Genomic DNA, 22,347 nt, shown 5'->3' with positions numbered 1-22,347 from the left:
CGCCTGCCGTCCGCCCCTAGTACAAGAACGCCTCGACCACATGGTGGTCGAGGCGTTCTTGCATGGCCATGCCATTCGTTGCTTCTTTCAGGTCATTTCATCCTGGCAACCGACATCGTCGGGCCAGGCCAGTCGTCTGCAGCCTCATCCCTTGCTGGCCTGAGTACCGCCACCTTCCTCACGGGTGGAGGCTGTCATGTTGCGCGGCTTTCCGCCCCGCAGACCCAACGGCAGGCGAAGCAATACCTCAGGGCCATTCTGCGCCAGGCTCAGGGTCGTGATCGCCACGAGAATCAGTGCCATCCCTGCCAGTTGCATCATGTCCATGCCTTCTCCCAACACGAACACCCCGAACAAGGTGGCCGTGATCGGTTCTATCATGGCGATGATGGAAGCCACCGACGGCAAGGTATTCTTCAGGCCGATCACATAGCAATAGAAGGAGAACCCTCCCCCCACCAGGCCGAATACCAGAATCAGCCACAGTTCATCGGCGAAGGGGACCGCCACTGCCTGTGAAAGATTCGTCAACGGCAACATCACCAGACTGCTCACGCCCAACGCGATGGCCAATACCCCAGGGGTGCTGCCATGACGCGTGGCTGACTTGAAGGCAAAGATGAAGATGGCGTATGACACACCCGCCAGAAGTCCGAACAGGACACCCAGGGGAGTCACCTTGCCACTCCCGGATTGCAGCACCCCCGTCAGCAGTACGATGCCGATCATCACACCGACGATGGAAATCAGCTTCACTGGTGTCGGGCGTTCCACCCGGGCCAGGAATGACGTGATATAGACGAAAATCGGCGCGCTATACATGAGAGTCGCGGCAACGGCGACACCACTCATGCTGACACTCGTGAAATAGAACATGAAGTTGCCGGCGACCCCTACCCCCGCCAGCAGCGACCACCCCATCAACGCGAGCGGTTTCCTGGCCGGCACCTTGTGGTAGCCCAGCAATACCATCCAGGCCAGCATGCAGATGAACCCGACAAGGGCACGCCAGAAGGAAATGACTTCAGCCTCCCAGCCCCAGGACATCAGCAAGCTGCCAATCCCACCTGTCAGCCCCCATTGAAAAGCGGCCAATACGACCAACACACTACCCAGTTTTGCCATTCATGCTCCCTTGTCTCAGGAAAAATCAGATCTTCGATGATTTATCAGCCGCAATCGCAGCGTAACAAGAGTCCTCAAGACACATAAACCCATCCCTCATTGGTCGTAACCAGAGTCTCTGAAACTTCATGACTGCCTATCCAGGGCTTTCATAACCTCATGAAAAACTTCGAATATTCGCGTCTTCAAAACGGTGTTTGACACTGGTATTACCAGTCAATATGACGTCGCCAAGAATGTTTTCCTCGCTTACCTTGATCTGGTGAGCCCTACGGTGATTTCCCGCAGTGTGGATGAAAACTCAACGCCAAACTCTGGATCAACCTTCACATTGCAGTGACAAAAACCAACAAAAAGACAATCACCCTTTCATGCGAAGGAGAGTATTGACATGAATGCATCATGGATGGCGCTTCTGGCGTTCACGCCATTGATACTGGCTGGTATCTTGCTGATAGGGTTCAGAATCCCTGCCCGCATTGCCATGCCCATCGTCTTCGTGGTCACGGCCCTGATCGCCCTGCTTGCCTGGGACATGACCTTCACACGTGTCATGGCCTCATCGTTGCAGGGCTTGATACTGACGGTGGCGATCCTGTGGATCATCTTCGGTGCCCTGCTGCTGCTCAATACGCTCAAGCACTCCGGCGGCATTGCCGCGATCCGCAATGGCTTCTCCGGCATCAGCCCGGACCGGCGAGTACAGGCCATCATCGTCGCCTGGCTGTTCGGTTGCTTCATCGAGGGTGCCTCAGGCTTCGGCACACCCGCTGCCGTCGCTGCCCCCTTGATGGTGGCACTGGGCTTCCCGGCACTGGCCGCCGTCGTGGTCGGCATGATGGTGCAGTCCACTCCGGTCTCCTTCGGTGCTGTCGGCACCCCCATCGTCGTCGGTGTCTCGGGAGGACTCGACAAGGCTGGCGTCAGTGACGCTCTGGCCGCGAACGGGTCAAGCTGGGACAGCTACTTCCAGTTGATCACCTCGGAAGTCGCCATTACCCACGGCATCATCGGTATCTGCATGCCACTCATCATGGTGGCGGTGATGGTCCGCTACTTCGGGGCCAATCGCTCCTGGCGCGAGGGGCTTGAAGTCGCTCCCTTCGCGCTGTTCGCGGGTATCTGCTTCGTGGTGCCCTATGTACTGGCCGGCCTGCTGCTCGGGCCGGAATTCCCTTCGATGATCGGCGCCATGGTAGGCCTCGCCATCGTGGTACCCGCGGCGCGCAAGGGCTTTCTGCTGCCCAGCAGGACCTGGGACTTCCCGAACGCTGACCACTGGCCCGAGGAATGGGTGGGCAAGCTGGACATGACGCTGGAGCCCGTCGAGGGCCGCACGCCGCTCTCGGTCGGCATGGGCTGGCTGCCCTACGTACTGCTGGCAGTGCTGCTGGTGATGTCCCGGGTCATCGAGCCGCTCAAGGAAGCACTGACCTCCTTGAGCTTCGGCTGGAGCGGTATCCTGGGCGAGAATGATATTTCCGGCAGTCTGCAACCACTGTATCTGCCCGGCGGTATCCTGGTGGTCGTGGTGCTGCTGACCGTCGTGCTGCACCGCATGCGCATGCAGGATGTCAGTGCCGCCGTCACGGAATCCAGCCGCACGATTCTGGGCGCAGGCTTCGTGCTGCTGTTCACGATCCCCATGGTGCGCATCCTGATCAACTCCGGCGTGAACGAGGCAGATCTGGTATCGATGCCGGTGGCCATGGCGCAGTTCATCGCTGACAGCGTGGGCGACATCTATCCGCTGTTCGCCCCCAGCGTCGGGGCCCTCGGGGCCTTCATCGCCGGCTCCAACACCGTCTCCAATCTGATGCTGGCGGATTTCCAGTTCAATGTGGCAGGCGCGCTGGGCATCTCCAGCGCCATGATGGTCGCCCTCCAGGCCGTCGGCGCGGCTGCCGGCAACATGATCGCCATCCACAACGTGGTCGCCGCCTCGGCGACCGTCGGACTACTGGGGCGTGAAGGCATCACGCTGCGCAAGACGATCCTGCCGACGCTCTACTACGTGATCTTCGCCGGCATCATCGGCATGATCGCCTTCCATGGCCTGGGCGTAGTGGATGGCTTGATGCGCTAGAACAGGCACTTCATCAGCTACCGTGGAGACGCAGACAACGGTGTGCTGGATGGGGGTGATCCACAACGACAAAGGGGCCTCGAAAGGCCCCTTTGTCGTTGATAGGTACTGACGATACCCGCTCATGACCAGCGGATCATAGCCTCTCCGGGAATGACAGGAAAGCCGAGCAAATCACGAATGGCCGCGGCATCCGGCGAGAGCGTCAGCCAGCTCACGGCCGCGATGTTGATCAATACCACACCCCAGAACACGAGCCGGTAGCTTGTCTTGCGCGTCTTGTGGCGCAGGCTCTGCTGGGCGATCAGCGCGCCCGGCCAGCCACACAGCAGCTCCATGAGGTGCAATTTCCCCTCGGACACACGCCACTCACCCTGTGTGGCTGCTTGTTTGTCGACTCGATAAGCCAGATACGCCACCAGACTCATGCCCAGATACGCTGCAGGCAACATCCATGGCAGACGCCCTTGCCACCACCCTGCCCCTAGCACGACCGCAACGACCAACACCACCAACCATGCAAGCCCCACTCCAGCAGAAGTAGTGGAAGCCCCTGCTCCATGCGTGCGAAAGCGTGTGGCTCGTGGGCGATCGTTCTCATCCATGCCCAACTGATACTGCACCTGCGCACTGGCTTTCGGCCGCCCGCGCCCCTTGTACGCACTGATGTGGGCAAAGACATCCTTGCCCCCCGACTCCGGCGTGATGAAGCCGAAGCCCTTGTCATCGTTCCAGCGCGTCAATCGTCCTTGAAGGTTCATCGTCTCATCTCTTCCTGGTCCGGCCCCTAGCCGATGAAGGTACCAGAGGTGTTGCCGCCCCCCTTGCCGCCTGCGCCACCATCACCGTTATCCTCATCATCCCTGCCATCATTACGGTCGCGCCTGTTTTCCTGCTCATCCCGGTGATCCACGGGGAGATCCTGCTTGTGAGTGCCACGTTGTTCATGGTCGCGGATGTCGGCCGCAGACGCCTTCAGCGAGTTGGCATGCACGGCCAGTGCATCATCGGGATTGCGCGCCGAGACCTGTGCCTGCTCTTGATAGCCCTGGGTTTCCAGCAGGCTCGCGTACCACTGATTGCCCTTCATGCTGATGGTCAGGTTCAGACCCAGGAACAGGACATTGGAAATCAGCTGCCCTTCCATCGTCGCGGGAATGAAGACCGAGCTGAGCACGATGAAGCCGAACAGGCTCGCCGCCAGCAACCACATGCGCTTGTAGAGTGCCCAGAACAGGCCGAAGAAGAAGGCCGGCCAGGACCAGCCGATCTTGACGGCACGCGTCCCGTGTTCGGGGTGCGTCAGAATACGAAATGAAGCCATCGAGGGAATCCTTGTCTGTGATGCCGAGCAGGCCGCGGGCTGCACGAGGCTCGGGACAAATGACACAAGCCTCGCACTATACCGCTGACCACTTGTCAGGACCATGAACCTCGCTGGCGCTATCTCATTGTTTCCCATCAGGCTTGTCAGCCACGCTGCGCGACCTCAACTGACCCGCACTGCTTGCCGACGCCCGTGGATTCAGGCGCCATCTGTGAGCCCTGTATCCGCAAAGGCCGTCATGTCCTCGCGCAGCAGGCCAAGCAGTCGATCGGCACCGACGCTCAGTTGCCGGCCCAGTCGACTGATCAGTTGCACATGCGGCGTGATGAAAGGCGCTTCCTGAAGCGACAGTCGACATAGCCTGCCCGCTGCCACTTCTTCACTGACCACGAAATCCGGCAGCAGGGTCACGCCGCCCTGCAGCGCGAACTGCTTGAGCATCGCCAGCGCGTTGCAGGTGAGCGTCGGGCTCAGCATCACCCCGGCCTGATGCTCCGCCTGCGCGACGATCTGGCGAATGCCGAACGACACCTCCGGCAGCGCCAGGGCATATCCGTCGAGCGCCGCCAGCGACAATGGCTCGGACACAGCCGCCGTCGCCTGACGCGCCAGAGGATGCGCCGGATTGACCACCGCGCACACCGGCTGAGGGCGCGAGATGTGCGCGCGAATCCTTGGATCGCTTGCCGGATGGAACACCAGCCCCAGATGCGCCTCGTCCTCGACGACCTGACGGATCACCTCGTTGCTGCCACATAGATTCACCTTGAGCTCGATGCCCGGATAACGCGCGGAAAAACGGCTCAAGGGCCCTGCCAGTCCCTCGATGAAGCCCTCGCCGATGGCCAATACCAATGAGCCACTCTGCAGCCCCTTCAATGACTGCAACGACTCGAGCAGCACCTCCTGCTGCGCCAGACGCTGACGGTAGTACTCCAGCACCCGCTCGCCGGCTTCCGTCGGCTTGACCCCACGTCGATGACGCTCAAGCAGCGGCATGCCCAGCTCATGCTCCAGCTGGGTGATCTGTCGGCTGACCGCAGACGGTGCCACATTCAGGAAATCCGCCGCTGCCCGCACGCTGCCCAGTCTGGCGGCCTCGTGGAAATGACTGATACGTCGTTCCTGCATCAGACTCATCACGCCCCCAGCATTGCCTTGAAGGCAACATTAAAGTGAATTTCGGATTATTGCTGGAACACAGAAGCGCTGTCCATACTCGAGTCACCGGATGACCATTCCCCTTTCACCACGACAGGAATCACACAATGACAACAACCGTCGGTGTCATCGGACTGGGCAACATGGGTGGCGGCATGGCCGCAACGCTTGCTCGCCATGACTTCCCCGTCTTCGGATTCGATCTCTCACAGGCTGCGCGTGACAAGGCTGCCGCGGCAGGTGTCACGCCGGTCAGCTCGCTTGCAGAACTGTTGGACAGGATCGACATCGTGATCCTCTCGCTGCCCAAGGCAGAGCATGTAGAGCAGCTATGTCTGGGCATGGAAGGCGCACAGGAAGAGAATCAAGACGCCACCCGTCTCCTGACGCTGGGCAAGTCGGGCCTGATCGTGATCGACACCACCACCTCGACTCCCGAGACCAGCCGCAAGGTGGCGGCGGCGCTGGCGACACGCGACATCGACTTCATCGACGCCCCGGTATCCGGCGGCCCCAAGGGCGCGGCGAGTGGCAGCATGTCGATGGTGATCGGTGCCGAGGAGGAAGTGCTGGCACGCGCCATGCCGGTGCTGGAAGCCATGAGCGGCAGCCGCGTGCACGTCGGCGGTTGCGGGGCGGGCAACGTCGCCAAGATTGCCAACAACATGCTGGCGGCCTGCCATCTGATCAGCACGGCGGAGGCCGTCTCCATGGCCGCCAGGGCGGGTGTCTCCCCAGAGAAATTGCTGGAAGGCGTGAATGCGGGCTCGGGACGCAGTGGTGCAAGCCAGGTGATGTTCCCCAGCTGGGTGATCAACAAGGCCTACGATTCCGGCTTCACCATGGGCCTGATGCGCAAGGATGTCGGGTTGGCCAGTGATCTGGCAGCAGCGCTTGGACTGGAGCTCCCCCTTGCCGACGCCGTGGCGCAGCTCTGGGACCAGAGCCGCGCGAGCCTGGATGACAGCGAAGACTTCTGCGCCATCGTGCAACGCACCGACCTGACCCTCTTTGGCCACGGAGCATAAGCCATGCTGACCCAGGACATGACCCCGACCTCCCCGATTGCTAAGCGCATCACCGAATTGATGCAGGCGTTTCAGAACACCAGCCAATCTCATGACGACAGTTTTGTCGTCAGCAGCCTGATCGGCGGCGAGTTCGTCACCGGCACGGGTGACGCCATCGAGGTACGCAACGCCCACGATGACAGTTTGATGCTGTCCTTCCCGGATGCCGATGCGTCTCAGGTCGCGCTGGCCAATGCCGCCACGCGCCAGGCGCAACCGCAGTGGGCTGCCATGACCGCCCAGGCGCGTGGGCGCGTCATCTATCAGATAGGCAGCCTGATTCGTGAGCAGGCCGAGACACTGGCTGAACTCGAGGCGCTGAGCGCCAACAAGCCGATTCGCGATGCGCGTGTCGAGGTGGCCAAGGTCGCCGAGATGTTCGAGTACTACGCGGGCTGGGCAGACAAGCTGCACGGCGAGGTGATTCCGGTCCCGACCTCACACCTCAACTACGTGACCTACGAGCCGTTGGGCACCGTGCTGCAGATCACGCCGTGGAATGCGCCCATCTTCACTGCGGGCTGGCAGATCGCCCCGGCCATCACCGCCGGCAATGCAGTGATTCTCAAGCCTTCGGAGCTGACGGCGCTGTCCTCGCTGGCACTCGGTGTGTTGATCGAGCGCGCCGGCGTGCCGCGTGGGCTGGTCAACGTCATCGCAGGCTACGGTCATACCATTGGCCAGGCGTTCATCGCCGAGGGCGATATCCGCAAGGTGGTATTCGTCGGCTCCCCCGCGACTGGCCGCCATATCGCCACCGCCGCGGCGCAGCGCTGCATCCCCAGTGTGCTGGAGCTGGGTGGCAAGTCGGCCAATATCGTCTTCGAGGATGCCGATCTCGAGGTGGCACTGCGCGGCGCTCAGGCGGCCATCTTCTCCGGTGCCGGCCAGAGCTGCGTGTCGGGTTCGCGCCTGCTGGTACAGGCCTCTATCTACGAGAAGTTCACCAGCGCGCTGGCCGAGGCCGCCACGCAATTCACCCTTGGTGATCCGCAGGACCCGGCGACCCAGATCGGCCCGATCAACAACGCCAAGCAATACCAGCATGTGACGTCGATGCTTGCCGGGGCCATCGAAGACGGCGCGCGCCTGGCGGATGGCTCAGCAGACCCCATCCCGGACACCGGCGGCTATCATGTCGCGCCGACGGTGCTGCTGGGCGACAACGCCATGAGCTGCGCGCAGGAGGAGATCTTCGGCCCGGTCGTGGTCGCCATACCGTTCGAGGAGGAAGCCGACGCCATCCGCATCGCCAATGACAGTCGCTTCGGGCTGGCCGGTGCCGTCTGGACGCGTGATGTCGGGCGCGCCCACCGCGTGGCGCGTCAGGTGCGCGCGGGTACCTTCTGGGTCAATGGCTACAAGACCATTCACGTCAGCTCCCCCTTCGGGGGCTACGGCGAGAGTGGCTATGGCCGCTCCTCCGGGCTGGATGCGCTGCGCGAATACAGCGAAGTGAAGAGCGTGTGGGTCGAGACCGCCGCCGAACCAGCCGCCAGTTTCGGCTATGGGGCGAGTCTGGAATGAGGGCTCTGCGACCCTGACCCTTCGGTCACGCCTGAAACGGCAACCAAGGCCCCACCGCCCATCAGCGGTGGGGCCTTGGTGCTTATTTGGCGAGGGTATTGTTGTCGGCAGTATCGCCGAGGGAGATGACCAGGTCCGTGACGGTGACCCATCATGAGTGGCTTCACACCATGGGGGCGGCATCCTCGCCATCCTCCGGCATCGTCACGGCATAACGCTCCTTCGAGCGCTGCTGCCAGGCAGCAAGCTCCGCCGTCAGATAGGGCATGAAGCGCTGCCCCTGACGCGAGACGGGATGAAAACGCGAGGTGACCAGCGCGACATCCAGGTTGATGGTCGGCGCGAATGGCACCACGCGCAGCTGGCAATCGCGCCGCGCCAGCATCGCCTCCGCCGTCACCGGATCGATCAAGGCAATGCCTATCCCTTCATTGACAAGCATCGCGACCGAGGGAAACAGATGGGTCTCGATGCTTGCCTGCAGCGTCATGCCTGCCTGCTGAAAGGCACGCGCTAGCTTCAAGGTACTCTGATGGTGCTGATCCAGCGTGATGATGGTTTCCCCGGCCAGATCCTGTGGGAACAAGACCTCGCGTTGCGCCAGCGGATGCATGACAGGCACGGCCAGTGCCATGCAGAGCTGATACTCCTCCAGCACCAGCTCCTCGACCGCGGCGTCTGCCTCGATGACCCCGAGGTCAAACTGGCCCTCGGCGACCCACTCGGCGATCTTGCGTGAACTGAACGTCTGCAGCGACAGACGACTCCTGGGGAAGTCGGCAAGATAGCGTGACATCACTCGAGGCATCACCGTCGGCGAAAGCCCCGGCATCGAGGCCACGGTGAGCTTGCCGGCGTGACCATCACGCAGACCATCCGTCAGTTCATCCAGATGCCCCACCGATGCCAGCACCTTGTCGACACCCTCCGCCAGATGGACGGCTTCCGGTGTCAACTGGGTGCCATAGTGGTTGCGGCGAAAGAGCAGAAACCCGACGTCACTCTCCAGATTGGCGATCGCCGTGCTCACCGCCGGTTGCGTCAAGCCAAGCCGACGCGCTGCCTGGGAGAGACTGCCCGTGCGCACCACTTCCTGGAAGATCTGCAACTGACGCAGGTTATGTCTGAGTTTCATGACAACTGGGCTCTTGTGGCGGGGCTCTCGTGACGGGACTCTCGTGGCAAGGCCCTCGTGCCTGGCGTTCGAGAATGGACGCTTGGGACTGGATGCTCAAGACTAGCCTCTCGTGAATAGGCTCTAAATTGTTCTTATGACTTAATAGACAGCCTTTAGTTGTGCTTATACCCCCAGCGGGAGGAAGCTGACCAGACCCTCATAACCAACAACAAAGGGCCACAGACAATGCACACGATCGACCTCATGGGGCTACTGCTGTATTTCGCCATCTTGCTGTATATCGGCTATCGCAGTGCCAGGAAGACATCCAGCAGTGCCGACTTCGCTGTCGCCGGCAACAAGATCATCTGGCCGGTGCTGTTCGCCACGCTCGCCGCTTCCTTCCTCGGCGGGGGTGCCTCGATGGGTCGCGCCGGCAAGGCCTTCGACGAAGGCTACGCCTTCATGTTCGCGGCCTCCGCCTTCCCCATCGCCACCATCATCGCGGGCCTCTACATCGCGCCACGCCTCAAGCGTTATGCAGGGGCACAGACGGTCGGCGACATCATGGCGCATCACTATGGTCGCAGCGCTCGCCTATTGACCGGCATCTTCTCGCTGATCTTCTGCATCGGCATCCTCGGCGCCCAGGCGCTGGCCATCGGCACCGTCTTCAATGCCATCCTGGGCATCGAGATCAGCACCGGCATCCTGATTGGCATGGCAGTGGTACTGGTGTACTCCACGGCCGGCGGCATGTGGGCCGTGATCCAGACTGACGTGGTGCAGTTCGTGATGCTAGCGGTCTTCCTGCCCATCACCATGATCGTCGGGCTCGACAAGATCGGTGGCCCCGAGGCCCTGATCGCCGCGCTCCCCAGCGAACACTTCAGCCTCATGGGCGATTACACGCCGCTGATGTTCATCAGCATCTTCATCGCCTTCCTGCTCGGCGAGACCCTCGTCCCGCCCTACACCCAGCGCGCCCTGTCCGCACCGGATTCCCGCCATGCCAGGATCGGCTACTCGCTGGCCGGTGGCTTCGGTCTGCTGTTCTATGCCGTCAGCTCCACCATCGGCTTGATCGCGCTGGTGCTCTATCCGCAGATCTCGCCGGATCAGGCCATGCCGGAACTGATTCGCGACGCCCTGCCGCTGGGGCTGACCGGGCTGGTGCTGGCCTCACTACTGGCGGTGGTGATGTCAACGGCGGATTCCTATCTGAACTCGGCAGCGGTCATCTTCGTCACCGACATCTACAAGCCCTTCATCAACCCCGCCATGTCCGGCAAGCAACAGCTGTGGATCGAGCGCGGCGTCAATCTGGCCATCGGCCTGGGCGCCATCGTGTTCGCGCTTTACGCCACCTCGATCATCGATGCGCTGCTGCTGAGCTACGCCCTGTGGGCGCCGACCATCCTGCTGCCTTTCATCTTCGCCGTGCTGTTCAGGATTCGCTGCAAGCGTGCTGGTGTGGCCGCGATGATCGCCGGCGCCCTGGCCACCAGCATGTGGAAATGGAGTAGCCTGGAACTGGAAGCCCTCACCGGGCTCACCCCACTGATTGCTGGCGCCATCGTCAATATCGTGGTCTTCACCCTCGTCTACCAGTTCTTGAACGCGGCGCCAGACCACAACGGCAAGAACGCCCCGATCCAGCACACCCACTCCTGAGGACCTGACCATGTTCGGACTGACCCTGTATGTGATCTGCCTGCTGAGCATCCTCACCGCCGTGGGCATCGCCATCGCCTCCTGGAAGTTCTACCGCGACAACTGAGCCATCGGCAGGGTCTGCGCCGCTCGACCAAGGCTTTCCAAGCTCTGTCATGGTCCTGTCACGGCCCTGCCACCGACTTCATCACGCCGATCATGTCGGGCTGCCCGCCCGGCATGACCGGCAAAGAGAGTACGCGCGATGACCCCGCAATCCCCCGCCGCACGAGCGGCGAGCCACGACAGCATTGCCGTCATCGGCGCCGGCATCATCGGCCTGGCGACCTGCCGCGCCTTGCAGGCACGTGGCTATCACGTTCATTTGTATGACCCGAATCCCATCGGCGAAGGCACCTCCTTCGGCAACGCCGGCCTCATCGCCAACTACGCCACCTCACCGATGGCCAGCGGCGATACCCTGCGTCAGCTGCCGGGCCACCTGCTGAGCAGGCAGCCCTCCCTTGGCATCGCCCTGCGCCACACGCCGGCCCTGGCGGACTTCGGCTGGCGCTTCCTCAAGGCGGCAACGCCCACCAATTTCCAGCGCCACAAGGCAGATCTAATCGCCTTGCTGGCCAATGCCGTCGAACGACAGCATGCCCTGATCGATGATCTTCAGACCCACACATCCGCGCCGCTTTTCCAGCAGCATGGCTGCCTGCAGATCCAGCGCGACACCGCCATCACCCCGCCGGCGCTGGAGAAGATGGCCCAGGCCAAGCGCCGTGACGGGGTCGAATGTCAGGCGCTGGGCGCGAGCCAGCTGCGGGACATGGAACCGTCGCTCAACCCGAAGGGGCTGGCAGGCGGCCTGTTCTTCCCTGACACCCGCCACCTCACCAGCCCGCTGTCACTCAGCCACCAACTCTTCGTACAGCTGGAAGAAGGTGGCCTTGAGTGGACGGCGCAGCAGGTCGACGCCCTCACGCCGCTGACCAGTGGTGGTTGGCGCATCGACACCGCCACCACCTCCCACGAGGTCCCGCATGTCGTGGTCTGTGCCGGTATCGCGAGCAACACACTACTGGCGGGACTCGGCAAGCGTCTGCCGGTGGTCAGTGAGCGCGGCTATCACATCGAACTTGCCACCCAGCTGCCACTCTCACGCCCGGTAGGCTGGCTGGCGCATCACTTCTACGCCTCGCCAATGGCGGAAGGCATTCGCCTGGCGGGCACCACCGAGTTCTGTGCGCCGTCGCGCCCCGCCTCGCCACAGCGCTGGCAAGCCCTCACACAATGGGGCGAGACACTCTTCGGTCAGCCCCTCGACGTCGCCCGCCACTGGATGGGGGTGCGCCACTCCACCCCCGATGGCCTGCCGGTAGTGGGCGAAATGCCTGGCAGCCCCGGCCTGCTTCTCGCTTACGGGCACGGCCATCTGGGCCTGACACTCTCGGCCGAGACAGGGGATATCGTGGCCCGGATGGTGGCAGGCGAGCCCCTGCCGGGCTACGCGCGCAGCCTGTCACCGGTCAGGTTCTGCCAATGATCTCGCCTATCTGAGAGAGCTGGGTGAATGGCCTGGCCCATGAACGTGAAAGCCCCTGACAGGTTCGCCTGTCAGGGGCTTCTTGTCTCTTGCGTCAGCGCAGAGCTTGTCAGCGCAGGCCACTTCAGCGAAGACCAAGTCACGGCTTGCCAGAACGCCCTTCACACCCGTTCTTTCAGGAAGATGGCGGTTGCGGACGCCCGGGCTGGGAGGCGTACTCGACACCATGTGCCTGCAGATACTCGCGGATCAACTGACGAACGACCTGAGAGGGCGTCTGGTCCTGCGTGGCACACAGTTGCTCGAAGGCCTGCTTCTTGTGGGGGTCAATCATCAGGGTCAGACGTGCGGTCTTCTTTTCCATCCTCGGCTCTCCCGAAACCATTAACATCTGATGGTAATACCGAGGGTCCGGTACAGACAAGCCAATCCCGACAGGCCAGCCCTCTGACACTGGGGGGCGGATGACGACCATGCCAATGACATGTTAATGTTTTTACCATCTCTTTATCATGAAATCGTCATGACAGGGCAGACAGTCCAGGACGACCGCCCTGCTGCTGCCTGATGCATTCGTCGTGTTCGGACATGTCACGCCATGCCCTGACACGCCAGCACCAGAGTCAGCGTAGCGTCTCCCTCCGCGAGGACCCACCACCATGACCCCCAACCGCTCTCCCATGCGCCTCCCCCGCATCGCCACCGGCCTGCGCTCCGCCTGGCACTCAGGCTACGGCCTCACCGATCTCCGCCAGGATATCCTGGCCGGGCTGACCATCGGCACCGTGGCGGTGCCGCTGTCCATGGCACTGGCCATCGCCGCCGGCGTCGCACCACAGCATGGCTTGTACACGGCCATCGTCGCGGGGGCGATCATTGCCATCACGGGCGGCTCACGCGTCAACGTCTCCGGCCCGACAGCGGCCTTCGTGGTGATCCTTTTCCCCATCGTTCAGCAGTACGGGCTCGGTGGCCTGCTGATCGCCACCATGATGGCAGGCGCCATACTGGTCATGCTGGGGCTGGCGCGCATGGGGCGACTCATCCAGTTCGTGCCCTATCCCGTTGTGCTGGGTTTTACCGCGGGTATCGCCGTCGTGATCGCTGTCTTGCAGGTGCCTGACTTCCTGGGGCTGAGTGTCGGTCAGCTCGGCGAGCACTTCGTGGAGAACGTCGGTCAGATTCTGGCCGCCCTGCCGACACTGAATCCTTTCGAACTGTCCATCGGGGTCTTTTCGCTGGTGGTCATGCTGCTATGGCCGCGACTTCACCTCCCGATTCCCGCGCCGCTGGTGGGCCTGTTCGTCGGGGCACTTGCCGCCTACGCCGTCAATCACGGCCTGGGCGATGACTCACATGAAATGCTGGTGCAGACCATTGCCTCACGCTTCAGCTGGGAAACGCTGAACGACAGTGGCAATGGCATCCCTCCGATTGCCCCGGCATTTCTGGCCCCCTGGCACCTGCCCGGAGCGGACGGATATCCACTGCCACTGGATTTCACCCTGATCCGCGCATTGCTGGGGCCTGCCATCGCCATCGCCATGCTGGGCGCCATCGAATCCCTGCTGTGCTCGGTCGTGTCTGATGGACTGACCAGGACACGCCATGATCCGGATGCCGAACTGATCGGCCAGGGGCTGGGCAACCTGGTGGCGCCGCTGTTCGGAGGCATCACCGCCACCGCCGCCATCGCTCGCACGGCCACCAACATCCGGTGTGGTGCCCGCTCACCGCTGGCCGCCGTGGTGCATTCCGCGGTGGTGCTGCTGGCGGTGATCGCGCTGGCGGAACTGCTGGGAAAAGTGCCGATGGCCACACTGGCCGCCTTGCTGTTCATCGTCGCCTGGAACATGAGCGAGGCTCGTCACTTCGTGCATACCTTGCGCTCTGCCCCCGGCGGTGACGTGGCGATCCTGTTGATCTGCTTCGGCCTTACCGTGCTGTTCAACATGGTACTGGCGGTGGCGGTTGGCGTCGGCCTGGCGGCGGCGCTGTTCATCCGCCGCATGATGCAGCTTACGCAGACCCGTCAGATCATTGACATGCCGGAGACAGACACGCCAGAGAACGATGCGCCAGAGAGCGATCCTCCACGCCAGACGCATGCCCAGGGAGAAGACACCCGAGCGATTGCGCTCTATGACATCGACGGCCCCCTGTTCTTCGGCGTGGCGGAAAAGGCACTGACCTCGCTGCGCCTGGTCGATGACAAGGTCCAGATCGTGATTCTCGACATGGCCGATGTACCCAGCATGGACGGCACGGCCATCGTCGCTCTGCAGTCACTGATCGATGACATGCGCCACCAGCACGTGGCGCTGGTCCTGTCGGGGCTCCCCAGCCATCTGATCGTCAAGCTGCGCCGGGCCGGCATTCGCAAGCGCACGGGAGAGCTGACCTGGTGCCGCAACCTGCCACGCGCCTTCGCGGTCGCACGGCGCTGGCTGGCAGACGAGTGACGAGCGCAGCCATCACGGGGACAGCATTGCGCTCCAGAGACGACAATGCCTCTGACCGGGAATGATCAGAGGCATTGTCGTGGAGCTGAAATGGCAGGTGGAGCGCCCGCCCCCTGTGAGACTAGGGCGTGTGCACCCCCTCGAACATACGCCGACGCGCCCCCTCGAGATGGGCACGCATGGCGCTTTCCGCGGCGGGTGAATCCTTGCCGGCGATCGCATCGATGATCGCCTGATGCTCATCCTGGACGATCCGCAGGCGCTCCTCGGAGGCACGCAGTGACAGACCGCGCGTCAAGTTCATGCCTTCCTTGATGCTCTGATTCAGCGAACGCAGCACGGTGGCGTAGTAGTGATTGCTGGCGGCTTCGGTAATCGCGAGGTGGAACTCGAAGTCTTCCTCGGAGGCGCGATCATGATTGAGGTTGGCCTGATTGATGGCCTCGAAACGCTGACGTATGTGCTCCAGCTGCTCTGGCGTGCGCCGCTGCGCGGCGAGGCCCGCCGCACTGGCCTCGACATTGGTGCGAAACTCGAAGCAGCGTTGTATGTCGGCGATGCTGGAGATCCGAGCGAACTCGAGCACGGCACTGTCAGGCCGATTGATGACGAAACTGCCAGACCCTCGCCGCGACACGACGAGATTGTCCTCGCGCAGACGCGCCAGGGCATCCCGCAGTACCGGGCGGGATACCTCATACAGCTCGCAGAGGCGCGCCTCGGTCGGCAGCTTCTTGTTGACGGGATAGTCACCGCTGATGATAGCGGCGAGTATCTTCTCGTAGACCACCAACGACAGTGAATGCTTGGCTGCGTCACTCATCGTGTCATGTCGCCCTTTCTCATCACTCTTGGTCCACCTTCAGGCATGTCAGATGGTGTGCGATTCTACCGGAAACCCTGCCGCATGAGGAAAGGCTACGGGGCAGCCCCCTCAATGGGTGCTCCCCCGCAAGTCCCTCTCGGTCCGACGCGTCATCTCACTCAGGCATCCTGAGGGAGTTTTGATGCCGGTGTCTGCGGTACTCGACGCCCTGCTTTCACCCCGTTGACGATGATCATGGTCCAGACCGCCACTGCGGCAATCGCCAGCACCATGGCGATGGGACGATCCACGAAGGCCGTCAGATCCCCATTGGACTTGAGAATCGAGCGCATGAAGTTGCTCTCGACGATCGGCCCCAGAATCACCGCCAGAATCATCGGCCCGACCGGGAAGTCGTTCTCGGCCATGAAGAAGCCCACCAGGCCGATACCGAGCATGATCCAGATATCGAACATCGCATTGTTGGCCGCGAACGCCCCGACGATGCAGAACATCAGGATCAGCGGGAACAGGATACCGGTGGGAATCGACAGGATGTGTCGCGCCCCACGGATCGCCATGAAGCCCAGCGGCAACAGCAGCAGATTGGCCAGCACGAAGACCATGAAGATGGCATTGACCAACGGTGCCTGGTCGACGAAGACGTCAGGACCCGGCGTGATGCCCTTGGTCATCAGGACGCCGATGATGATCGCCGTGACCGTATCCCCCGGGATCCCGAAGACCAGTGCCGGAATATAGGCCCCGGACAACGAGGCATTGTTGGCGGAACTGGCCGAGACCAGGCCTTCCGGATGCCCCTTGCCGAACTTCTCCGGAGTCCTGGAGAGCTTGCGACTCACGGCATAGCTGATCCAGGACGCGATATCGGCACCGGCGCCCGGCAAGGCCCCGATCACGGTCCCCAGGGCACCGCCGCGAACGACACCGCCCTTGTATTTCCAGAGCGCTGCGCCAACGCCTTCGAAGGGACGCTTGATGACGGGCGGCACCAGCGGCGCGGCATTGCGGGTTTCCGGCATACGACGGATCAGCTCGGAAATCGCGAACAGTCCGATCAGCACCGGCAGAATGGAGATACCGGCCAGCAGGTCATAGTTGCCGAAGGTGAAACGCATCTGACCCGAGACGCTGTCCATGCCCACCATCGCGATGACCAGCCCCGCCAGCATCGAGATTCCGCCCTTGAGCGGGTCACTGCCGGAGACGAGGATCGCGCAGGAAAGCCCCAGCAGCGCCAGCCAGAAATATTCGTCACTGGTGAACTGGATGGCGAACTCGGCAATGCGCGGCGCGAAGAAGGCCAGGATCAGCACCCCGATCACCCCACCGATCATCGAGCAGGTCACGTTCAGCCCCAGTGCCAGCCCGACCTTGCCCTGCTTGCCCATCGCATAGGCTTCCTCGGTATAAACCGCCGAGGCCGGTGTGCCGGGAATCCTCAATAACGCCCCGGGAATGTCGCCGGCCACGATGGCCATGGCAGTCGCGGACACGATGGCGGCGATGGCCGGCAGCGGCTCCATGAAGAAGGTGACCGGCACCAGCAGTGCCGTGGCCATGGTGGCCGTCAGGCCAGGGATGGCGCCCATGAAGAGCCCGAAGAGGGAGGCGGCCAGAATGATCAGCATCACTTCCCACGTGAACACCATCGTGGCGGCTTGCAGTAAGTCACTCATCAGTAGATCACCTTTTCCAGCAGGCCCAGCTCAAGCGGAACGTGCAGCAATTGGCCGAAGACTTCCCAGATCACTCCCGTGGCCACCAGCGCGATACCACCGGCAGGCAACCAGCGACGATGATGGAAGGCATAGAGCAACAACGTGAGCAGCACGAAGGACACCACCGGGAAACCGATGACTGGCGTCAGGTAGATATAGGCCACGATGGAGGCGCAGATGGCCGCCAATGTCATGATGAAGGTGATCAGCGGCACAGGGTGCTGCCAGGCAAACCAGACTTCACGATTGCGCAGCCCACGGACGAGCAGGATGGCTCCGAACAGCATCAGCAGTGCGCCGATGACCGTGGGAAAGGTACCGGCCCCATATTCCTGGCGCGGCAGGTTCTTCAAGTCGAGGGAGGCATATATGACGGCAGCCCCGAAGGCTGCCGTCACCACACCCGTGACCTTGTCGTTGGTACGCATGTGCGGTTACTCATGAAGACTCAGGAAGAAACGGTCGAACACGCTGAATGGCAGACGCTCACGGCGACCCGCGCGTTCAGTTGGCCAGGCCCAGCTTTTCGATGGTGGCTGCGTTCTTCTCATCCTGATCTTTCATGAAGGCACGGAAACCTTCGGCATCTTCCCAGACGGTGCCGTAACCGCGACCGGACATGAAGTCCTGGAACTGCTTGGACTTCCAGACCTTCTCGGTGGCTTCCGACAGGCGTGCGGTCACCTCTTCCGGCAGCCCCTTGGGCCCGACCAGGCCACGCCAGGAGCCCTGGCTCCACTCGGAGCCGGTCAGCTCCTTGGCAGAAGGCACATCCTCAAAGGAATCGACGCGATCATTGGCCAGCACCGCCAGCGCCTTGACGCGTCCGGACTTGCGCATGGACTCGATTTCCGGAAGCGAGGAGAACACGATATCCACACCACCGGCTGCCAGCTCCTGCAGACCCGGCGCGGCGCCTTCACTGGGCACCAGTGTCACGTCATTCGGATTGATGCCCTGCTGATCCAGGAAGCCGGCGAAGGAAAGATGATAGGCAGCCCCGGGCGCGGAGCCGGAGACGGTGTAATCGCTCGGATTGGCCTTCAGCGCCGACAGCGCATCATCCAGGGTCTTCCACTCGGAATCGGCGTTCACCGTGAAGGAGGCGTAATCCAGATTCAGCAGCGCGATGGGCGTGAAGTCCTCATAGGACAGCTGCGCGGTACCAATATGCTGGTAGGTGGCAATCTCTGCGGTGCCAAGCCCCAAGGTGTAACCGTCGGGGCGCGCCATCTTCATGGACATGTGACCCACCACCCCGGAACCGCCGGTCTTGTTGACCACATTGACAGGCTGACCGAGCTCTTCCTGAAGACCCGCCGCCAGCTGACGGCCGACCGCATCGCTGCCACCACCGGCAGACCATGGCACGATCAGCGTGATGGGCTTGTAGGGATAGTCGGCTGCCATCACCGCGGAAGCGGACAGGGTCAGCACGGAGGCGCAGAGGACTTGTGACAATTTACGCATGGCGAAGACTCTCTCGTTGTCTTGTTATGGAGGCGTTGCGTGGCTATGTCTGTTGCGGCATTGCAGCGTGGGACAGCGTCATGAAGGTTGGCGTTGGCTGCCCCAGGCACTGAGATCAGTGTCAGCGGGATGCACGAATTTTACAAGTTATGACAACTTGAACTTTAGACCAATCCAAAAATGAGCATCAGGAGGGAGGTAAGGGTTGGCTGTCGTGGGGGTCTGACGGGATCTACCTCTAGGATAGCCGAACCGGGCTAGCGAGACCCTTATCCAATGGCCGCAATCCACGGCGTATCCTGCGCATGGCTGACTACGATAAACCTGAATAACTTATTGATTTTACTTATTTATCTGTCAATTCACGACAAATCACCCTTTCCTTCATTCCAGGAAAGCTCGCCTGCCCTGTCCCGAAACCAGCCCGCGTCCTGCCAGGTGCCATTGGCGGGTGATCCAGAGATACCCAACGGCGAACTGCACTAAAGCACTACTCGCCAGTTGTCATTATTTGTTTGTCGATCGTGTCTGCCTGGGCTAAGGTGACTCGTGCCGAGAGGGAGCCAATGCTCGCCGCAACTTCCTCCACCTTTCATTCGCCATGCCGCCTCCAAGAGCGTACGGCTTTCCACCGTCAGGAATCCCACATGTTCACCGATCTCAAGCAGAAGAAAGTCCTCATCACCGGCTCCACCAAGGGTATTGGTCTGGCAGCCGCCGTGGCCTTCGCCCGTGAAGGGGCAGTGGTCGGCATCAACAGCCGCCAGCAGGATGACGCCGCTCGCGACGCCATCGCCCAGATGGAAGCCACCGGTGCCCGCTTTGAATATTTCGCACGCGACCTGTCCACCAGCGAAGGCTGCGCCGCCCTGGTCGAGGACTTCACCAAGGCCTTCGGCGGCATGGACGTGCTCGTCAACAACGCTGGTGGCCTGGGCGTGCGTGCCGGACTCGAGAGCCTGGATGATGCCGCCTTCGACCTGGTGATGGACCTGAACCTGCGCTCCGCGATCATGACGACCAAATATGCCATGCCGCATCTGAAGGCCTCCGCCAAGGATTCCGGCACCACCGCCAGCGTCATCAGCACCGGCTCCATCGCGGGTCGCGAGGGCGGTGGTCTCGGCGCCTCCCTGTACGGCGGCACCAAGGCCATGCTGCACAACCTGCACCGCAACTGGGTGAAGGAATTCACCAAGGACAACGTGCGCTTCAACATCGTGTCGCCGGGCACCATCGATACCGTCTTCCACGCCGACAAGAGCGAAGAGCTGCGTGCCAAGATCGCCGGCAGCATCGCCATGGGCCGCTTCGGCACCTCCGAGGAATGTGCACCGACCTTCCTGTTCCTCGCCTCCCACGCCACCAGTGGCTACATCACGGGCCAGGTGATCGACATCAATGGCGGCCAGATGTGCCCGTGAGGCATACCGCCCACGACGGCATCGCGCCCATGAGACGCGCCCCAGCAGCCTGAATGTCTCGCCCTCGGCCTCATGACATGTCGGCACGCAACAGTCCCGCCATGCACCGTCAGTCGAGACGAGCATTCCCTTGTCCCGCGTCGCGCCCCATGAGGGCGATGGAGGCGGGACATTCCGGACTGTGCCCACGAAAAGAACGCCCCACGAAAAGAGAGACGCCTTATGTCACCTTCCGATCAGACGACACTGCGCGGCCACCAGATCATCGGACAGCAGAGTCTGCTGGCCGACGGCAAGCCGGTACACGCCATCAATCCTGCCAACGGTGAGCGCCTGGCGCCGGGCTATCCGGCCGGTGGTGCCCGTGAGGTGGAGCTGGCCTGCCAGCTGGCACACGACGCCTTTGACAGCTTCCGGGAAACGGATGCTGAAACCCGCGCCGGCTTCCTCGAGACCATCGCCGAGGAAATCGAGGCCATCGGCGAGCAGATCACCGAGCGCGCCCTTCAGGAAACTGGCCTGCCGCGGGCTCGTCTGGAAGGGGAACGTGGCCGTACCTGCGGTCAGCTGCGCCTGTTCGCCGGCGTCGTGCGCGCTGGTGAGTGGCTGGATGTGCGCATCGACCCGGCCATGCCGGAACGCAGCCCGATGCCGCGCGCCGACCTGCGCCAGCGTCGCATCGGCCTCGGCCCTGTCGCCGTCTTCGGGGCCAGCAACTTCCCGCTGGCCTTCTCGGTGGCCGGTGGCGATACCGCCTCGGCACTGGCGGCTGGCTGCCCGGTCATCGTCAAGGCACACTCCGCTCACCCGGGGACGTCCGAGCTGGTCGGCGGCGCCATCCAGCGCGCCGTGACACGTTGCAACCTGCCGGAAGGCGTCTTCTCGCTGCTCTACGGCAGCGGCAACACCCTGGGTCAGGCACTGGTCAATGATCCGCGCATTCAGGCCGTGGGCTTCACCGGGTCACGCAGTGGCGGTACCGCACTGCTCAAGACGGCCCAGGCACGTCCTCAGCCGATCCCGGTCTACGCCGAGATGAGCAGCATCAACCCGGTACTGCTGATGCCGGCCGCGCTGGAAGCCCGTGCCGAAGGGCTGGGACAGGCCTTCATCGCCTCGCTCAACATGGGCGCCGGCCAGTTCTGCACCAACCCGGGACTGGTGCTGGCCCTCGAAGGCGAAGCGCTGGAGCGTTTCCTCAAGACCGCCGCCGACAATGTCGCGGCCAGTGCCTGCCAGACGATGCTGACGCCGGGCATCCACGACGCCTACCGGGGTGGCGTGGAGAAGCTCTCCGCCCTGCCCCAGGTACAGGAAGTCGCGCGCGGCGCACTGGATGGCGACAACGCAAGTCCGTGTCAGACCGCACTGTTCCGCACCACCGGCAGCGACTTCCTGAGTGAAGCCGCATTGCAGGAAGAAGTCTTCGGTGCCAGCTCGCTGGTCATCGCCTGTCGCGATCTGGACGAGATGCGTGCGGTCTGCGAGCACCTGGAAGGCCAGCTGACCGCCACCCTGCACCTGGACGATGCCGATATCGACGCCGCCCGCACCCTGATGCCGGTGCTCGAGCGTCGCGCCGGTCGCATTCTCGCCAATGGCTGGCCGACGGGTGTCGAAGTCTGTCAGGCGATGGTCCACGGTGGCCCCTGGCCGGCAACCTCTGACAGCCGCACCACCTCGGTGGGCAGCGCGGCCATCGAACGCTTCCTGCGTCCGGTCTGCTATCAGGATCTGCCCGAGGCACTGCTGAGCCCGACCCTGCGTGACAGCACCCAGGGCCTGCCGCGTCTGGTGGACGGCAAGCGCCAGCTCTGAGTCATTGC

The 22,347-nt window shown here is 62.5% G+C and carries 18 protein-coding genes; 8 read left to right on the top strand and 10 right to left on the bottom strand.

Annotation, left to right across the window (positions count from 1 at the left end):
• Positions 1-144 precede the first annotated feature (144 nt).
• A complete protein-coding gene (locus HXS66_RS13515; protein WP_176503810.1) occupies positions 145-1,125 on the bottom strand; it encodes a DMT family transporter in 981 nt (326 codons plus the stop codon).
• A gap of 391 nt (positions 1,126-1,516) precedes the next feature.
• Between HXS66_RS13515 and HXS66_RS13510 the strand changes: the two genes are divergently transcribed.
• Positions 1,517-3,211 (top strand): L-lactate permease, encoded by a 1,695-nt coding sequence (locus tag HXS66_RS13510; protein WP_176503809.1) that lies wholly within the window; start codon positions 1,517-1,519, stop codon positions 3,209-3,211.
• A 122-nt stretch (positions 3,212-3,333) separates the two neighbouring features.
• Here HXS66_RS13510 and HXS66_RS17550 read toward each other — a convergent pair whose 3' ends face one another.
• The 3 genes from HXS66_RS17550 to HXS66_RS13495 all read right to left on the bottom strand — a co-directional run bounded on the left by HXS66_RS17550 (position 3,334) and on the right by HXS66_RS13495 (position 5,669).
• Positions 3,334-3,954 (bottom strand): cold shock and DUF1294 domain-containing protein, encoded by a 621-nt coding sequence (locus tag HXS66_RS17550; RefSeq protein ID WP_304363346.1) that lies wholly within the window; start codon positions 3,952-3,954, stop codon positions 3,334-3,336.
• A 44-nt stretch (positions 3,955-3,998) separates the two neighbouring features.
• A complete protein-coding gene (locus HXS66_RS13500) occupies positions 3,999-4,535 on the bottom strand; it encodes a DUF2628 domain-containing protein (RefSeq protein ID WP_176503808.1) in 537 nt (178 codons plus the stop codon).
• Positions 4,536-4,736: 201 nt separating this feature from the next.
• The gene (locus tag HXS66_RS13495) at positions 4,737-5,669 is read right to left on the bottom strand and encodes a LysR family transcriptional regulator (protein ID WP_218015186.1); all 933 of its coding nucleotides are present in this window, start codon (positions 5,667-5,669) and stop codon (positions 4,737-4,739) included.
• A 137-nt stretch (positions 5,670-5,806) separates the two neighbouring features.
• Here HXS66_RS13495 and HXS66_RS13490 point away from each other — a divergent pair, with 137 nt between their 5' ends.
• Together HXS66_RS13490 and HXS66_RS13485 are read left to right on the top strand one after the other, a co-directional pair.
• Positions 5,807-6,727, top strand: a complete 921-nt coding sequence (locus HXS66_RS13490; RefSeq protein ID WP_176503806.1) for an NAD(P)-dependent oxidoreductase — start codon at positions 5,807-5,809, stop codon at positions 6,725-6,727.
• Positions 6,728-6,730: 3 nt separating this feature from the next.
• The gene (locus tag HXS66_RS13485; protein ID WP_255303262.1) at positions 6,731-8,296 is read left to right on the top strand and encodes an aldehyde dehydrogenase family protein; all 1,566 of its coding nucleotides are present in this window, start codon (positions 6,731-6,733) and stop codon (positions 8,294-8,296) included.
• Positions 8,297-8,459: 163 nt separating this feature from the next.
• Here HXS66_RS13485 and HXS66_RS13480 read toward each other — a convergent pair whose 3' ends face one another.
• On the bottom strand, positions 8,460-9,431 hold the full coding sequence (locus tag HXS66_RS13480) for a LysR family transcriptional regulator (RefSeq protein WP_176503805.1): 972 nt from the start codon (positions 9,429-9,431) through the stop codon (positions 8,460-8,462).
• A 246-nt stretch (positions 9,432-9,677) separates the two neighbouring features.
• Here HXS66_RS13480 and HXS66_RS13475 point away from each other — a divergent pair, with 246 nt between their 5' ends.
• Together HXS66_RS13475 and HXS66_RS13470 are read left to right on the top strand one after the other, a co-directional pair.
• On the top strand, positions 9,678-11,087 hold the full coding sequence (locus tag HXS66_RS13475) for a sodium:solute symporter (RefSeq protein WP_176503804.1): 1,410 nt from the start codon (positions 9,678-9,680) through the stop codon (positions 11,085-11,087).
• Positions 11,088-11,331: 244 nt separating this feature from the next.
• Positions 11,332-12,618 (top strand): FAD-dependent oxidoreductase, encoded by a 1,287-nt coding sequence (locus tag HXS66_RS13470; RefSeq protein WP_176503803.1) that lies wholly within the window; start codon positions 11,332-11,334, stop codon positions 12,616-12,618.
• Between the two features lie 175 nt (positions 12,619-12,793).
• Here HXS66_RS13470 and HXS66_RS13465 read toward each other — a convergent pair whose 3' ends face one another.
• Positions 12,794-12,982, bottom strand: a complete 189-nt coding sequence (locus HXS66_RS13465) for a CopG family transcriptional regulator (protein WP_084208379.1) — start codon at positions 12,980-12,982, stop codon at positions 12,794-12,796.
• A gap of 295 nt (positions 12,983-13,277) precedes the next feature.
• On the opposite strand from HXS66_RS13465, the gene dauA reads away from it, so the two are divergent.
• Entirely contained in the window at positions 13,278-15,080 is a 1,803-nt protein-coding gene (gene dauA / locus HXS66_RS13460) for a C4-dicarboxylic acid transporter DauA (protein WP_176503802.1), read from the top strand.
• Between the two features lie 121 nt (positions 15,081-15,201).
• Here dauA and HXS66_RS13455 read toward each other — a convergent pair whose 3' ends face one another.
• From HXS66_RS13455 to HXS66_RS13440, 4 genes are all read right to left on the bottom strand, one after another.
• Complete coding sequence (locus HXS66_RS13455) at positions 15,202-15,903, bottom strand: FadR/GntR family transcriptional regulator (RefSeq protein ID WP_077377578.1); 702 nt, start codon at positions 15,901-15,903, stop codon at positions 15,202-15,204.
• Positions 15,904-16,064: 161 nt separating this feature from the next.
• A complete protein-coding gene (locus tag HXS66_RS13450) occupies positions 16,065-17,585 on the bottom strand; it encodes a tripartite tricarboxylate transporter permease (RefSeq protein WP_255303261.1) in 1,521 nt (506 codons plus the stop codon).
• Positions 17,585-18,055: a tripartite tricarboxylate transporter TctB family protein gene (locus HXS66_RS13445; protein ID WP_084208377.1), complete on the bottom strand. Its 471-nt coding sequence runs from the start codon at positions 18,053-18,055 to the stop codon at positions 17,585-17,587. Before HXS66_RS13445 ends, HXS66_RS13450 begins: the two co-directional genes overlap by 1 nt.
• 76 nt (positions 18,056-18,131) lie before the next feature.
• A complete protein-coding gene (locus HXS66_RS13440) occupies positions 18,132-19,097 on the bottom strand; it encodes a tripartite tricarboxylate transporter substrate binding protein (RefSeq protein ID WP_176503801.1) in 966 nt (321 codons plus the stop codon).
• Positions 19,098-19,744: 647 nt separating this feature from the next.
• Here HXS66_RS13440 and HXS66_RS13435 point away from each other — a divergent pair.
• Together HXS66_RS13435 and HXS66_RS13430 are read left to right on the top strand one after the other, a co-directional pair.
• Positions 19,745-20,521, top strand: coding sequence for an SDR family NAD(P)-dependent oxidoreductase (locus HXS66_RS13435; RefSeq protein ID WP_054557138.1), 777 nt, complete (start codon positions 19,745-19,747; stop codon positions 20,519-20,521).
• Between the two features lie 222 nt (positions 20,522-20,743).
• Complete coding sequence (locus HXS66_RS13430) at positions 20,744-22,339, top strand: aldehyde dehydrogenase (NADP(+)) (protein ID WP_176503800.1); 1,596 nt, start codon at positions 20,744-20,746, stop codon at positions 22,337-22,339.
• Positions 22,340-22,347: the final 8 nt, after the last annotated feature.

The organism is Cobetia sp. 5-11-6-3 (assembly GCF_013374055.1).
Taxonomy (GTDB): Bacteria; Pseudomonadota; Gammaproteobacteria; order Pseudomonadales; family Halomonadaceae; genus Cobetia; species Cobetia marina.
The sequence above is the reverse complement of the archived record's forward strand: the minus strand, read 5'-3'. Positions and strand labels throughout refer to the sequence as shown.